Source organism: Allobosea sp. 05T433 (assembly GCF_056396065.1).
In genome coordinates this window covers 23,445-38,830 of sequence record NZ_JBFTKS010000001.1, presented here as the reverse complement: position 1 = coordinate 38,830, position 15,386 = coordinate 23,445, and the positions used below count along the sequence as shown (strand labels likewise).

13 protein-coding genes are annotated in these 15,386 nt (G+C 65.0%); 6 read left to right on the top strand and 7 right to left on the bottom strand.

The genetic code is table 11. From position 1 onward, the window contains the following. From AC1DGP_RS00170 to AC1DGP_RS00155, 4 genes are read left to right on the top strand one after another with little or no spacing between them, the layout of a single operon-like run. A complete protein-coding gene (locus AC1DGP_RS00170; RefSeq protein WP_441506034.1) occupies nt 1–1,092 on the top strand; it encodes a microcin C ABC transporter permease YejB in 1,092 nt (363 codons plus the stop codon). 1 nt (nt 1,093) lies between these two features. Next, entirely contained in the window at nt 1,094–2,263 is a 1,170-nt protein-coding gene (locus AC1DGP_RS00165; protein WP_113515093.1) for an ABC transporter permease, read from the top strand. Next, nucleotides 2,260–3,888 (top strand): ABC transporter ATP-binding protein, encoded by a 1,629-nt coding sequence (locus AC1DGP_RS00160; protein ID WP_441506033.1) that lies wholly within the window; start codon nt 2,260–2,262, stop codon nt 3,886–3,888. Before AC1DGP_RS00165 ends, AC1DGP_RS00160 begins: the two co-directional genes overlap by 4 nt. A 1-nt stretch (nt 3,889) precedes the next feature. Further along, nucleotides 3,890–5,107: a phosphopentomutase gene (locus tag AC1DGP_RS00155; protein WP_441506032.1), complete on the top strand. Its 1,218-nt coding sequence runs from the start codon at nt 3,890–3,892 to the stop codon at nt 5,105–5,107. A 15-nt stretch (nt 5,108–5,122) separates the two neighbouring features. Here AC1DGP_RS00155 and AC1DGP_RS00150 read toward each other — a convergent pair whose 3' ends face one another. The 7 genes from AC1DGP_RS00150 to murA form a co-directional block, all read right to left on the bottom strand. Continuing rightward, a complete protein-coding gene (locus AC1DGP_RS00150; protein WP_476831575.1) occupies nt 5,123–6,580 on the bottom strand; it encodes a methyl-accepting chemotaxis protein in 1,458 nt (485 codons plus the stop codon). Then, nucleotides 6,577–7,017, bottom strand: a complete 441-nt coding sequence (locus AC1DGP_RS00145; RefSeq protein WP_441506030.1) for a hypothetical protein — start codon at nt 7,015–7,017, stop codon at nt 6,577–6,579. Before AC1DGP_RS00145 ends, AC1DGP_RS00150 begins: the two co-directional genes overlap by 4 nt. Nucleotides 7,018–7,083: 66 nt before the next feature. Continuing rightward, nucleotides 7,084–7,488: an arsenate reductase/protein-tyrosine-phosphatase family protein gene (locus AC1DGP_RS00140; protein WP_441490133.1), complete on the bottom strand. Its 405-nt coding sequence runs from the start codon at nt 7,486–7,488 to the stop codon at nt 7,084–7,086. 47 nt (nt 7,489–7,535) lie between these two features. Beyond that, nucleotides 7,536–8,009 (bottom strand): UPF0262 family protein, encoded by a 474-nt coding sequence (locus AC1DGP_RS00135; RefSeq protein WP_441506029.1) that lies wholly within the window; start codon nt 8,007–8,009, stop codon nt 7,536–7,538. 29 nt (nt 8,010–8,038) lie between these two features. After that, the gene (hisD, locus tag AC1DGP_RS00130) at nt 8,039–9,331 is read right to left on the bottom strand and encodes a histidinol dehydrogenase (RefSeq protein WP_441506028.1); all 1,293 of its coding nucleotides are present in this window, start codon (nt 9,329–9,331) and stop codon (nt 8,039–8,041) included. Between the two features lie 27 nt (nt 9,332–9,358). Continuing rightward, entirely contained in the window at nt 9,359–9,805 is a 447-nt protein-coding gene (locus AC1DGP_RS00125) for a DUF2948 family protein (RefSeq protein ID WP_069877660.1), read from the bottom strand. A gap of 31 nt (nt 9,806–9,836) precedes the next feature. Continuing rightward, entirely contained in the window at nt 9,837–11,126 is a 1,290-nt protein-coding gene (gene murA, locus AC1DGP_RS00120; RefSeq protein WP_441490136.1) for a UDP-N-acetylglucosamine 1-carboxyvinyltransferase, read from the bottom strand. A 738-nt stretch (nt 11,127–11,864) separates the two neighbouring features. Between murA and AC1DGP_RS00115 the strand changes: the two genes are divergently transcribed. Continuing rightward, complete coding sequence (locus AC1DGP_RS00115; protein ID WP_069877662.1) at nt 11,865–12,827, top strand: enoyl-CoA hydratase-related protein; 963 nt, start codon at nt 11,865–11,867, stop codon at nt 12,825–12,827. 150 nt (nt 12,828–12,977) lie between these two features. Beyond that, nucleotides 12,978–15,305: a putative bifunctional diguanylate cyclase/phosphodiesterase gene (locus tag AC1DGP_RS00110; protein WP_476831574.1), complete on the top strand. Its 2,328-nt coding sequence runs from the start codon at nt 12,978–12,980 to the stop codon at nt 15,303–15,305. Nucleotides 15,306–15,386: the final 81 nt, after the last annotated feature.

Sequence of the window (15,386 nt, the reverse complement as noted above, 5' to 3'; positions counted from 1 at the left end):
ATGCTCTCCTATATCGCCCGCCGCCTCGCGCTGATGGTGCCGACATTGTTCGGCATCCTGCTGATCTCCTTCGTCCTCGTGCAGTTCGCGCCGGGCGGGCCGGTGGAGCGCGTGATCGCACAATTGCAGGGCCAGGGAGGCAACGCCTCCGACCGTGTCGGCGGCAGTGCCGGCGGCGATGCCGGAGCACAGCACGGCGATGCAAGCTCATCCTATCGTGGCGCGCAGGGGCTCGATCCGGCCTTCATCAAGGAGCTGGAGAAGCAATTCGGCTTCGACAAGCCGGCACATGAGCGCTTCGGCAAGATGCTCTGGGACTATATCCGCTTCGATTTCGGCCGGTCCTATTTCCGCGACGCACCGGTAATGCAGCTGATCAAGGAGAAACTGCCGGTCTCGATCTCGCTCGGGCTGTGGATGACGCTGCTCTCCTATGCGATCTCGATCCCGCTTGGCATCCGCAAGGCGGTGAAGGACGGTTCGCGCTTCGACACCTGGACCAGCGCCGTGGTCATTGTCGGCTACGCCATTCCGGGCTTCCTGTTCGCGATCCTCCTGATCGTGCTCTTCGCCGGCGGCTCGTTCTGGCAGATCTTTCCGCTGCGCGGGCTCCATTCCGAGAATTGGCAAGAACTCAGCTTGATAGGCAAGGCCACCGACTATCTCTGGCACATTGCCCTGCCGGTCACGGCGATGGCGCTGGGCGCCTTCGCGACCTCGACGCTGCTGACCAAGAATTCCTTCCTCGACGAGATCCGCAAGCAATATGTCCTGACGGCGCGGATGAAGGGGCTCAGCGAACGCGGCGTGCTCTACGGCCACGTCTTCCGCAACGCCATGCTGATCGTGATCGCCGGCTTTCCCGGCGCATTCGTGCATGCGCTCTTCGCCGGATCGCTGCTGATCGAGACGATTTTCTCGCTCGACGGCCTCGGGCTCCTCTCCTTCGAGGCCATCGTCAACCGCGACTATCCGGTCGTCTTCGCCAATCTCTACATCTTCTCGCTGATCGGCCTTGTCGTGCATCTCATCACCGACCTGACCTACACATGGGTCGACCCCCGGATCGATTTCGAAACGCGGGAGGCCTGAGGTGAGCGAGACGCTGATCGACCTGCCGCCGAGCACTCGCAGTGCGGCGCTTGCACCGCCCGAGGCGGGCCAGGGCTGGCTCAAACTCTCGCCGATCAACCGGCGCCGGCTCAACAATTTCAAGGCGAACCGGCGGGGCTGGTGGTCGCTCTGGATCTTCCTGGCACTGTTCGTGCTCTCGCTCTTCGCGGAGTTCATCGCCAATGATCGACCGCTCGTCGTGCGCTACAAGGGCGAGTTCCTGTTCCCGATCGTGGTGAACTATCCCGAGGAGAAATTCGGCGGCTTCCTCGCCACCACCGACTATCGCGATCCGGTCATCGCCAAGGAGATCGATGCCAATGGCTATGCCATCTGGCCGCCGATCCGCTACTCCTACCGCACGCATAATCTCGACCTGCCGGTTCCCGCTCCTGCGCCACCGACCTGGATGCTGAAGGACGAGCAGTGCCGGCCGATCGCCGAGCGAACCGGCGGCATGACCTGCCGCGAGCTCGAATGGAACTGGCTCGGCACGGACGACCAGGGCCGCGACGTCGTGGCGCGCCTGATCTACGGGTTCCGCATCTCGATCCTGTTCGGCCTGATCCTTTCCACGATCTCTTCGGTGATCGGCATCGCGGCTGGCGCCGTGCAGGGCTATTTCGGCGGTTGGACCGACCTGATCTTCCAGCGCTTCATCGAGATCTGGACCTCGATCCCCGCGCTCTATCTCCTGATCATCGTAGCGGCCGTGATCACGCCCGGCTTCTTCGTGCTGCTCGGCATCTTGCTGCTGTTCTCCTGGGTCGCGCTGGTCGGCGTGGTCCGGGCCGAATTCCTGCGGGCCCGCAATTTCGAATATGTCCGGGCGGCGCGTGCGCTCGGCCTGTCCAACGCCAAGATCATGGTCAAGCATCTGCTGCCGAACGCCATGGTCGCGACGCTGACCTTCCTGCCCTTCATCATGAACGGCTCGATCACGACGCTCACCTCGCTCGACTTCCTCGGTTTCGGCCTGCCGCCCGGCTCGCCCTCGCTCGGTGAGCTGCTGGCGCAAGGCAAGGCCAATCTGCAGGCGCCCTGGCTCGGGCTGTCCGGCTTTTTCGTGATCGCCCTGATGCTGTCGCTGCTGATCTTCATCGGCGAAGCGGTGCGCGACGCCTTCGATCCAAGGAAGACCTTCGCGTGAGCGCTCCCCTTCTTTCCGTCGAGGATCTTTCCGTCGCCTTCCGCCAGGGCGGCAGGGAGACGCTCGCCGTCGACCGCATTTCCTTTCATGTCTCCAAGGGCGAGACTCTGGCGATCGTCGGTGAATCCGGCTCGGGCAAATCCGTCTCCGCGCTCTCGATTCTGAAGCTGCTGAACTATCCGGCCGCGCATCACCCGTCCGGCAAGGTGCTGTTCAACGGACAGGACCTGATCGCGGCCGATGAGAACGCGATGCGCAAGGTGCGCGGCAACGACATCACCATGGTGTTCCAGGAGCCGATGACCTCGCTGAACCCGCTGCACACCATTGCGCGGCAGATCGGCGAGATCCTCGAGCTGCACAAGGGCTTGCGCGGCGCGGCGGCTCGCGCCCGCACGTTGGAGCTGCTGGCCCTGGTCGGCATCCGCGATGCCGAGAGCCGGCTCGACGCCTATCCTCATCAGCTTTCCGGCGGTCAGCGCCAGCGCGTGATGATCGCCATGGCGCTCGCCAACGAGCCGGACCTGCTGATTGCCGATGAGCCGACCACTGCGCTCGACGTCACCGTGCAGGCGCAGATCCTGTCCTTGCTGAAGGATCTGCAGAACCGCCTCGGCATGGCGATCCTGTTCATCACCCATGATCTGGGCATCGTGCGGCGCATCGCCGACCGGGTCTGCGTGATGCTCAAGGGCCGGATCGTCGAGCAGGGGCCCGTCGCCGAGATTTTCGACAAGCCGCAGCACAGCTATACCCAGCGCCTGCTCGCAGCCGAGCCCAAGGGTCGCCCCGCCCCGGTCGCCGAAGGCGCCGCGACGCTGCTCGAGGCCGGGCCGATGAAGATCTGGTTTCCGATCAAATCCGGCTTCCTGCGCCGGACCACCGGCCATGTGAAGGCCGTCGATGGCATCTCGATCAAGGTGCGGGAAGGCGAGACGCTCGGCGTCGTCGGCGAGTCCGGCTCAGGCAAGACGACGCTGGGCCTCGCCATCCTGCGGCTGATCTCCTCGGAGGGGCCTGTCGTCTTCCTCGGCGATCGCATCGACGGGTTGACCAGCGCCGCCGTCCGCCCGAAGCGCAAGGATCTCCAGGTCGTTTTCCAGGATCCCTATGGCTCGCTGTCGCCGCGCCTCTCGGTCGCCGGCATCGTCGAAGAAGGGCTGACCGTCCAGGACAAGGGGCTGAGCTACGAAGCCCGCCGCGAGATCGTCGCCAGGGCGCTCAGCGATGTCGGCCTCGACCCGGCAGCGATGGATCGCTACCCGCATGAATTCTCAGGCGGACAACGCCAGCGTATCGCGATTGCGCGCGCCATGGCCCTCGACCCGAAATTCGTGGTGCTGGATGAGCCGACCTCTGCGCTCGACATGTCGGTGCAGGCGCAGATCGTCGAGCTCCTGCGCGAACTGCAGAGCCGCCGCAAGCTCGGCTATCTCTTCATCAGCCATGACCTCAAAGTGGTGCGGGCGTTGTCGCACCGGGTTGTGGTGATGCAGAACGGCAAGGTCGTCGAGGAAGGACCAGCCGAGGAGATTTTTGCGCATCCGCGCGAGGCCTATACCCAGGCCCTGCTCGCCGCCGCGCTCAACCTCGAGCCCGTCGGCAGCGCTGCGGTGAAGGATTGAGATGACCCGCGCCATCCTTATCGTGCTCGACTCCGTCGGCTGCGGCGGCGCGGAGGACGCGCATCTCTATGGCGATGCCGGCGCCGACACGCTGGGCCATATCGCGGAGAGCTGCGCGGCAGGCAAGGGCGACCGCGAAGGTCTGCGGCACGGCGCATTGCAGGTGCCGAACCTCGCCCGGCTGGGCCTGGCCCATGCCTGCGAGGCTTCCACCGGAAGCCCGCTCGCGGGCGTCAGCAAGCCGATCGCGCCACAGGGGCAGTACGGCTATGGCATCGAGACCAGCCAGGGCAAGGACACTCCCTCCGGTCATTGGGAGATCGCTGGCTGCCCCGTTCCGTTCAAATGGGGCTATTTCACAGAGCTGGAAAACTCCTTCCCGCAGGATCTGGTCGCGGCGATCATTCGCGACGGCAGGCTGCCGGGCATTCTCGGCAACAAGCACGCTTCGGGAACCGTCATCATCGACGAACTCGCCGAGGAGCATATCCGGACGGGCAAGCCGATCTGCTACACCTCGGTCGATTCCGTGCTGCAGATTGCGGCACATGAGGAGCATTTCGGGCTGGAGCGGCTCTACGAGCTCTGCCGCACGGTACGCGTCCTGATCGATCCGCTCAGGATCGGGCGCGTCATCGCGCGCCCCTTCGTCGGCACCGCGACAACCGGCTTCACCCGGACGGCGAACCGGAAGGACTTCGCCATTCCACCGCCCAACGACACGATCCTCGACCGGCTCGCGACGCTGGGCCGCAGCGTCATCACCATTGGCAAGATCGGCGACATCTTTGCCCATCGCGCCACCGGAGAAGAGATCAAGCCGTTCGGCAATGCGGCCATGTTCGAGGCCGCCCTCGCCGCGCTCGACCGGTTGCCGGATGGCGGCTTCTGCTTCGTGAACCTCGTCGATTTCGATACCGAGTACGGCCATCGCCGCGACGTGCCGGGCTATGCGGCCGCGTTGGAAGCCTTCGATGCGATGCTGCCGCGGCTGGAGGCGAAGCTCGGCCCGGGCGATCTTGCCATCATCACGGCCGACCATGGCAACGACCCGACCTGGAAGGGCACGGACCACACGCGCGAGCATGTGCCGATCCTCGCCTTCGGGCCAGGGGTGCCGGCACGGGCGATCGGGGGGCGCCGGAGCTTTTCGGATGTGGCCGCGACACTCGGTCAGTGGCTCGATATCGGCAAGATCGGACCCGGCCAGGCCTGGTAACCGAGCCTCGCCCGATCAGGCCGCCGCGACGCGGCCGCAGAACGCCGCGACCTCCTGACGGATGCTGTGCGCCTGCTTCGCCAGCGCATCGGCAGCGTCCTGCAACTGCGCAGCGGCATCATGGGTGCGAACGGTCATCGTCTCGAAATTGCCGACCGCGCCGGCACTGCGCCTTGCTCCCTCGAAGGAGAGCTGGACCTGCCGGGCGATTTCCATGGTCGCCCGGTCCTGCTCGTGGACGGAGACGGCGATCGCCTCCGCCACACGCTCGACCTCGGACATCGCCGTCACGATATCGCGGATCGCCTTCAACGAGCGCTGCGACGCGACCTGCATCGCGCTGATCTGACCGGAGACCTCGTCCGTTGCACGGGCGGTCTGGGCCGAGAGCGTCTTCACCTCGCTCGCGACGACGGCGAAGCCTCGTCCCATCTCACCGGCCCGGGCCGCCTCGATGGTGGCGTTGAGAGCCAGCATGCTGGTTTGCGCTGCGATGCCGCGGATGATCTCGACGACCGCACCGACATTCTCGCTGCTGCGGGCGAGATCCTCGATTTCCGCGCTGGCGCGCCGGGCAAGCTCGGCTGCGCTCTTGGAGCCGTCGGCCGAGTGCGACACATTCTGGCCGATCTCGCCGATCGAAGCTGCGAGTTGCCCGCTGGCAACCGCAAGCTGGTCGATGCTGCGCGTCGTCGCCTCGGCAGCCTCCGAGACATGCCCCATCTGGTGACGCGCCTGATCGGAGGTGCCGGTCAAGGCCCGCGACTCGCCCTGCATGGCCTCGGCCGCACGGTCTAGAACCGCCATGGCCTGCTCCATCTGCCGGCGGAAATTCAGAACGGTTTCGCGCAGAGTCTCGCTGCGGCGGCCGAGCTCGTCGGCGAGGTGCCTCTCCCGCTCTCCGGCCGCGCGTTCGCGCTCGGCGATCGCATTGGCATGACGCAGGCTGTCGCGGTTCATGGCGAACATCCGCCCAAGGATCATGGCAAGCGCCGCCAGGAACGCGGTCTCGATCACCACAATCACGGCATGCAGGAGCACGCGCCAGATATTGCCGCCCTGGTAGAACACGGCTGACGGAAGCAGGTACTGCAGCGCCAGATGGTGAAGTGCGGTCAGGCCAGCCCCCATCACGATCGGGCGCCAGTCGCAAAACCCCGCCAACAGCGCGAGGACCGCGAAATAATACATGTGCGTGTCAGGCTGCCAGGGATGGCCGGCGAAGCTGTAGACCAGCATCGAAACCTGGCCGATCAGCACTATCGCTATCACCAGCCGCGTGACGATCGCCACGCCGAAGCGGGCATAGAGCAGCAGGGCACCAGCGGCGAGAACGAAGGCGAAGGAGGCAGCAAGCAGCACCTCGCCACCGTGGAACCAGACGCTCAGCGCCAATAGCGGAACATGAAGGAAGGCGAGCCCGAGCAGGAAGCGGGCCACGACGACGCGAACTCCGGTCAGGGTCCAGATCATGACGAAGCATCCGCCGACGAACGGGCGTCAAGGCACCCGGCCAGCCCCGAAAGCGCCAGCATCAGCAAGGCCCCCTTCGGTTTCGCCTGTTTGACGCCCGGGTCCACGGAAGGCGCCGTAATGACGATGAAGTGAGCGATCCCGCTGCGCAGGACGCGATGCCCCGCCGCCATCGTCATCGCTAGCGCGTCCCGCTCAGAGGTCCATGGCGAAAAGACAATTGCGCGCGATGGCGCTGCTTCATCCGAGCCCCGGGGCAGGCTGAGCGCTGCCGCCAGGCTGACCGCCACGAGCGCAATGACAATGATGAGCGCATCCCGCAACAACACGCCCCGGCCCTGATCGGCCGGAATCTCGTTCAGGAATCCGGACGTCATGGGAACTCGGTTTCTCCGCGCTATCCGGCAGGCCATATCGGGCCGGACGAAGTCGCTCACCACTCGTAAAGTTTCACTTAAAAGTACGCGTGGCGCAGGTGGGGCCGTGCGTGTCCAGGCGTAACGTCAGGCCCGCAGGCGCTGCTTGATCCGCCGCATCAAGCCATCCCGTACGTCGCGATAGGCGTCGAGCACCTGCTCACGCGAGCCCTGGACGATGGTCGGATCCGGCGTCGGCCAGTACTCGACATCAGCGGCGAGCGTTCTGGTCAACTCAAGGGCCTTGTGATGCGCCTCCGGTGAGAGGGAGATGATGAGGTCGAAGTTCAACCCCTCCCACTCCTCGAGATCCTCAATCGATTTTGGCCTGTGGCGATGAGCGTCGATGCCGATCTCGTCGAGCACGGCCAGCGCGAACTTATCGACGTCGCCCTTCCTCGCTCCGGCCGACTGGACATAGATCGATTTGCCGAAGAAGTGCTTCGCCATGGCTTCCGCCATCGGGGAACGCACCGCGTTATACGCGCACATGAAGAGCACGCTGTGGATCTTGCGCGGCGGCGCTCCCTCCACCGAGCCTAGCCCTTCCAATGCAAGGCATAGATCAAGGTGAACAGGCGACGCGCCGTGTCGTGGTCGATCTCGACCTTGCTCGCCAGGCGCTCGACCAGCATGTGGGCCGCCTCGTCATGCAGCCCGCGCCGGCCCATGTCGATCGCCTCGATCTGCGCAGGCGTCGACGCCCGGATGGCGGCGTAATAGCTCTCGCAGACCAGCCCATAGTCCTTGATGATACGCCGCAGCGGCGTCAGCGAGAGATGATGCGTGACGACCGGCGCTCCGTCGGCCCCCTTGATCTCGAATACGAGGCGTCGCTCGACCAGCGCGAGATGGGCGAGATAGGGGCCGCCATCATGCCCAGGCAACGCGAAATGGTTGCGCTCAACGAGGTCATAGACCGCAACCGCGCGCTCGTGTTCCTGATCCGGACTGCCACGCCCCAGCGAGGCTTCGTCAAAAGTCACACCGACCAGGCATTGGCTTTCCGACATGCAGCCTCCGGACACAGGGCGCGCGGGACTCAGAGATTGAGCCTGATCGTCACGGATCGGCCATGCGCCTGCAAGCCCTCGGCCTCGGCCAGTTGCGTCGCGGCCGGCGCCAAGGCGCGAAGCCCATCGACGCCGCATTTCAGCAACGAGGTTCGCTTCATGAAATCGGCGACACCGAGCCCCGAGGAGAAACGGGCGGAGCGGGCGGTCGGCAGAACATGGTTGGGACCGCCGACATAGTCGCCGATCGCCTCCGGTGTATGTCCGCCCAGGAAGATCGCGCCGGCATTGCGAACCTTCCTTGCCAGGCCGTCGGGATCTGCGGTGACGATCTCGAGATGCTCGGGCGCCAGCCGGTCGACCAGCGGGAGTGCGCGCTCCAGGTCTTCGACCAGCAGGATGGCGCCGAAATCCTGCCAGCTCTTGCCGGCGATCGCAGCGCGCGGGAGCACTGCCAACTGGCTGATCACCGCCTTCTCGACCTCGGCTGCGAGCGCTGCATCATTGGTGAGCAGGATCGACTGGGCGGATTCGTCATGCTCCGCCTGCGCCAGCAGATCGGCCGCGACCCAATCCGGATTTGCACTTGAATCCGCAATCACCAGAACCTCGGAGGGGCCGGCGATCATGTCGATACCGACCTGTCCGAAGACGCGGCGCTTGGCGGCTGCCACATAGGCGTTGCCCGGTCCGACGATCTTGGCCACCGGCGCGATCGACTGCGTTCCATAGGCCAATGCCGCTACCGCCTGGGCACCGCCAATCCGGTAGACCTCGTGGACGCCGGCAAGCCGCGCCGCAGCCAGGACCAGCGGGTTCGTCTCCCCGCGCGGGGTCGGCGCCACCATGACGATGCGCTCGACGCCGGCAACCCTGGCCGGCACCGCGTTCATCAGCACGGACGAGGGATAGCTCGCGGTACCGCCGGGAACGTAGAGCCCGACCGTCTCGATCGCGCTCCAGCGCCACCCGCTCTCGACGCCGAGCGCATCGCGTGTCCAGGAATCCTGTGGCTTCAGGCGCAGGTGATAGGCCTCGATGCGGGCACGCGCGGTTTCCAGCGCGGCCAGCAGATCGGCGGAGCAGGCCGCGACGGCCGCATCGATCTCGGCTTCACTGACCCGAAGGGTCGAAGGGGTCAGATCGAGCTTATCGAAACGGGAGGTGCAGGCGATGACGGCCTCATCCCCCTTGGCGCGAACATCGGCAATGATGTCGGCGGCAACGCGGTCGACGTCCTCGGACACCTCGCGCTTGGTCGTCAGCAGCGCGGCAAAGGCCTGCTCGAAGCCTGCGTCTCGTTGATCGAGCCTGATCGGCATCGCAAATCCTGAAGCTGAAAGAAGAGGTCAGGCGCCATTCGGGTGATCGGGCTTGGCGACTGCCTCCCAGACCGGGCCCAGGTCCTTCATCTGGGCCTCGATGCACTCGACGCCCAGGCGGATAGCGGCACCATCCGAGAAATGCAGCGTGACCTCTCCCGCCGGCGCCTCGGACTCGGTGAAGGTGATGGCGAGGAGATTGAGAACGGCTCCTGTCGCCGTCGGGTCAACCTTCGTGCTCTTGGCGTGAACGACTCGTTCGAAATGCAGGGCGGCAAGGCGCCTGCGCTTCTGGCCATGCGGCACGCCTTCCCAGTCGAAGCGTCGCGCGGCCAGCGCGAAGCGCTTCTGCGCTGGCAGATAGGCGACATCGCCGACGCGCAGGACAGCATCCTGCAAATGTGCGGAGATGATCGCGAGATCCTCCGCGTCGAGCGCGATCAGCTTCAGTGGGTCTGCGGTATCGTCCGACATCGACCTGTTCTGGCGAGCGGACGGTTCGGCGTCAACCGCTGATCCGCTCGACCTCTGCGCCACAGCGCGTCAGCTTGGCTTCCAGCGCCTCGAAACCGCGATCGAGATGGTAGACCCGGTTGATCATCGTGTCGCCCTCGGCCGCGAGGCCACCAATGACGAGCGAGACCGATGCACGCAGATCGGTTGCCATGACCGGCGCACCGGTGAGCTTGCCGACACCCTCGACATAGGCGACGTCACCATCCAGCCGGATCTTCGCGCCGAGGCGGACGAGTTCCTGGACGTGCATGAAGCGGTTCTCGAAGATCGTCTCGCGAATGCGCGAGGTGCCCTTGGCCCGCGTCATCAGCGCCATGAACTGCGCCTGCAGATCGGTCGGGAAGCCCGGGAACGGGTCGGTGTCCACATCGACGGCCTCCAGTGCCCCGCCGTTGCGGCGCACGCGGATGCCTTCATTGGTCTCGCTGATATCGACGCCAGCCTTGACCAGGATATCGAGCGCCGATTGCAGCAGATCGGCCCGCGCGCCTTCGAGCAGCACGTCGCCTCCGGTCATCGCGACAGCCATCGCATAGGTGCCGGTCTCGATCCGGTCCGGCAGGACAGCATGGTGCGCGCCCCCGAGCCGCGAGACCCCCTTGACCACGATCTGCGAGGTGCCGGCGCCCTCGATCTTGGCGCCCATCTTGATAAGGCACGCGGCGAGGTCCGTGACCTCGGGCTCACGCGCCGCGTTCTCGATCACTGTCGTGCCGTCTGCGAGAACCGCAGCCATCAGGGCCGTATGGGTGCCCCCGACCGTCACCTTCGGGAAGACGATCTCGGCGCCCTTCAAGCCCTTCGGCGCGCGCGCCAGCGCATAGCCATTCTCGATGCTGATTTCCGCGCCGAGCCGTTCCAGCGCCATCAGCAGGAGGTCGACCGGCCGCGTACCGATCGCACAGCCGCCGGGCAGGGAGACCTTCGCTTCGCCCATCCGGGCCAGGATCGGAGCAATGACCCAGAAGCTCGCGCGCATGGTCGAGACCAGTTCATACGGCGCGCAGGTGTCGACGATCTGGCGTGCGGTCAGCGCGATGGTCTGGCCCGTCTCCGCCGACTGACCGATGCGCTTGCCAGCGATGGAACGGTCGACGCCGTGGTTCGAGAGGATGCGCGACAGCGCAGTCACGTCCGACAGTCGCGGGACATTGACCAGAGTCAGCGTCTCATCCGTGAGGAGGCTCGCGATCATCAGCGGCAACGCGGCATTCTTCGCGCCCGAGATCGGGATCGTGCCATTGAGGCGCTGGCCACCGGTAATGCGGATACGGTCCATCTGGATGTCCTGCTGGAGGTCGCGGCTATCGGCCGCGCGGCGCGATTGAGGGCGGGATCAGGACCGGGGAGTCTCGGCCTGGGCAGGCAAGGCTTCGTCTTCCCGCTCCGCTTCATCCGCCCGACGAGCGCGCGCCTGCGCCTTGCGGCGCTTCAGGTTCTCGCGCAGGGCTGCGGCAAGGCGCGCCCTCTTTTCGTCGTCTGCGGTTGGTTGGCGACTCAAGGGATCAAACTCGGCTTACGCGGTTCAACGCTGGGATCGCGGCGAAATCGCGGCGCATGGTTAGCTCTGCAACGCCCGTTGGACAAGTTTCCAAAGCGGCGGCACGTCAATCAGCGGTCCCTCGCTCGCCAAGCTGAGACGAAACTGTGCCGCAGCGAGGCGCCGACCCTTTGGGGTTCGCGTTTGCAGCTAGCCCTCAGGACCTCCAGCCGCCGCGGCCGCCGCTCGGCTGCACGCTGAAACCGCCTGCATTTTCCGTCTCTTGCGCTCGGCCGGCATTCGCCTGCGCCGCGCGTTTCGTGCGCTCTTCCCCAGCGGCACACGGCTTGCCTTGCCGGCTCGGCGCGCCGCCTCAAAGGCCAGCGACATCGCATTGAGACAGGCTCTCCAGCAGTACAACTTAGACGACAAAGTTTAATGAAATTAACCATTTCTGCCGGTTATCGTTTACAGTTCATTAACTTCTTCTACCCTGCGGAGGCGTTCCAAATTGTCTGACCTGACGGGATTTGCGGCATGTTCCAGGCCTTCGCTTCACAGACCCATTCGGTGCCCGCCGTCGCTCTGGAATGTTGCGAGGTCATCGACGCGTTGCGGCACAAGGCGGGTTTCCTGCCCGAGGTGCAGTTGGCCTACGAGGCCGAGATCAAGACGCTGTGGGTGACGATCAAGCCGGAGCTGAAGCCGGTCTTCACGCTCCAGCTGCTTGACAGCCTCGGCAAGATCCAGAAGGCGATCTATGCTCTCTGGGGAGCGCCGGATCAGTATCACGGCGCACCGGTGCGCTTCCTCGCCTTCCGCGGGACCGGCCCCTTCTTCACCCTCGGCGGCGATCTCGATTTCTATCTCGACTGCCTCGCCAAGAATGACCGCGCCGCCCTGGCGGAATATGCGCGCCTCTCGATCGAGGGCGCGGTCTGGAACGCCAGCGGTCTCAACGGCCTGGTGATCACGCTCTCGACCATTCACGCCAAGGCGATCGGTGGCGGCATCGATGCGCCGCGCTCCTGCAATGTCATGATCGCCGAGGAGCAGGCCTCGTTCGTCTACCCCGAGATCAAGTTCAACCACTTCCCGATCACGGCAGTGGCGGTGTTGTCACGCCGCATGGGCTCGCGTGCAGCGGAGCGCCTGCTGCTCTCCGGCGAGGAGATGAGCGCCGCCGAATTCATGGCGGCCGGTGCACTGGAAGCGGTCGTGCCGACCGGCACCGGCGAAGACTGGATCCGCAAATATGCCAGCGACTCCCTGCCGGTGCACGCGGCCAAGACCGCGCTGTTCTCCGCGTTCAATCGTCGGGCCGGCGACCTGCGCGAGGAACTGGAGCATCTTGGCGATATCTGGACGGATTGCATGCTGCGCCTCAACCCGAGCGCCATCTCGAAGCTGCAGCGCATCGCGCAGACGCAGGACCGTATGCTGACCCGCGTCTACCAGCGGCCGGCGAGCCCGGTCCTGTCCAGCGCAGCGGCCCTCTGATCCTGCAAAGGCGCCTTCGCGGAGACGCAAGGCGGTTGCAGCCCCCCTCACGAAACATTTACCTGTTCCGCTTAAAGGGTTTATCCGGCGCGAACTCGGGCTCGTGAAAAGCTCGTGTCGCGCGCCTGAAGCCTTGCAAGGCGGGACTGGATGGCGGGTGTTTTCAAAGGGCTTCTCAGCGACAGACCGGGCGACGTCCGCGAGGATTTCGACCTGCCGGACTATCGTTTGCTGGTCAGCTCGCTGTTCTCCTCGCCCGGCTCGATCATTCCGGGCGGCATCGCTGGTATCCTGACCCCCTATCTGTGCTGGCTCGCGACGGGCGCCAGCATTTTCATGACCCTGACGGCGCTGGTGACTCTGGTCGTCGCGCTCCGGATCATGACCGTCATCAGCTATCGCAGGCGCGATCATTCGGATGACAGCTTTGCCGAGACACGGCGCTGGGATCGCGAATACTTCCTCGGCGCAACGGTTTTCAGCGCAGTCCTTGGCTACAGCTGCTACATCGCACTGACGCAGACCGAGGACCCCGCCGCCCATATCACTTCGGTCGCCTCGACCATCGCGCTGGCCTCGGGCTATGTCTCGCGCAACGCCGGCCGGCCGAAATTCGTCGCCGTACAGCTCCTGACCTTCTGCGTGCCGATGGCCATCGGCCTCGTCCAGGCCTCCAACGATTACTATCACTATATCGGCTATTTCGCGTTCCTGTACGTGGCCGCCAACATCGCCATCACCAATTCCCTGCACCGGAATCTCCTCGCGCTCAGCGAAGCGACCAAGCAGTCAAGAGGGTTGGCATCTGCGCTGCATTCCCAGAACCTGACGCTCGACGCCGCGCTCAACACGATGATCCATGGCCTCGCCATGTACGATCGCAGCCTCAAGCTCGCGATCTGCAACGCACCGCATCGCACGCTCTTCGGCATCCCCGAGACGCTCGCCCTCCCCGGCACGCCCTTGACGGCGATCGCCCGTTTCCTGATCGAGCGCCAGGTCATCAGCACCGACCAGGTTCGCGACATCAGAAGCGCGCTCAGCGAGGTTCAGCAGTCGCAACAGGCGGTCACCCGCGAATTGCAGACCCGTGGCGGCCGGCTGCTGGTGGTCACCATCGCGCCTGCGGCCGAAGGCGGTGTGCTGATGCTGACCGAGGATGCGACCGAGAGGAAGGCGACGGAAGCACGGATCGAGCGGATGGCTCGCTTCGACGAGTTGACCGGTCTCGCAAACCGCTTCGAATTCAACAACCAGCTGTCCGAGTCCTTCCGCAAGCTGGAGCGGACCGGAGAAGCCTTCGCGCTGCTCTATGTCGATCTCGACGGTTTCAAGCAGGTCAATGACAGCCTTGGCCACGATATCGGCGATCGCGTCCTCTCCGAAACGGCTATGCGCCTGCGCGGTGTCATTCGCGGTGGCGACCTGCTGGCCCGCTTCGGCGGTGACGAGTTCGTTCTGATCTTGCCCTCGGCCAATCTCGCCATCGTCACCACGATCGCCCAACGCATGATCGATGCGATGGCCAAGGCCTTCCTGCTTGAGACCAAGACCGTCTACGTGACCGCCAGCGTCGGTATCGCGATGGCGCCGCTCGATGCCGCGACGCCGGCCGATCTGCTGCGCCACGCTGACACCGCGCTCTATAAGGCCAAGGCCGCCGGCCGCAACACCCTGACCTTCTTCAATCCGGCGATGGCCGAGGAGATGCTCGATCGGCACGAGATAGAGGTGGATCTGCGCCGGGCTTGCGAGAACAAGTCGCTCGAACTGTACTATCAGGCCATCATCGATCTGAAGACGCAGGATGTCGTGAACCGCGAGGCGCTGATGCGCTGGCGGCACCCCACCCGCGGAATGATCCCGCCTGGCATCTTCATCCCGATCGCGGAGAGTTCCGGCCTGATCGCCGCCATGGGCGACTGGGCCATCAGGCAGGCCTGCCATGACGCGGCCTCCTGGCCTAACGACGTCGGCGTCTCCGTCAACATCTCGCCGCTGCAGTTCCGTGAACCCCGCCGGATCGTCGAGACCGTCAAGGAAGCGCTCATCGCGTCCGGGCTCGGCTCCCATCGGCTGACGCTCGAGGTGACCGAATCCCTGCTGATCGAGGATAACAAGGGCACGCTCGCCGCCATTCACGAACTGCGCGCGCTCGGTGTGAAATTCGCACTCGACGATTTCGGCACCGGCTATTCCTCGCTTGCCTATCTCTCGACCTACCCCTTCGCCCAGGTGAAGATCGACCAGAGCTTCAGCCGCGACGTGCACGCCAATGAGGCGTCGAAAGCCATCATCGAGGCCGTCTGCCAGCTCGCTCGACGCCTTTCGATGAATGTCGTCGTCGAAGGCATCGAAACCGAACAGCAGCGTATCGCAGTGCAGTTGCTCGGCGCGCACCGGGCACAGGGCTATCTCTTCGGCCGGCCGGAGCCGGTATCCGCCTTCTCGCCCGACAGGGGACGTCACGTCGCCTGAGGAATGTCGCTGAGACGCCGCACGCGCGATACCGATCCCACCGCGACAATGCCTGTCCAACGGCGCGCTGCTCCAGTACTT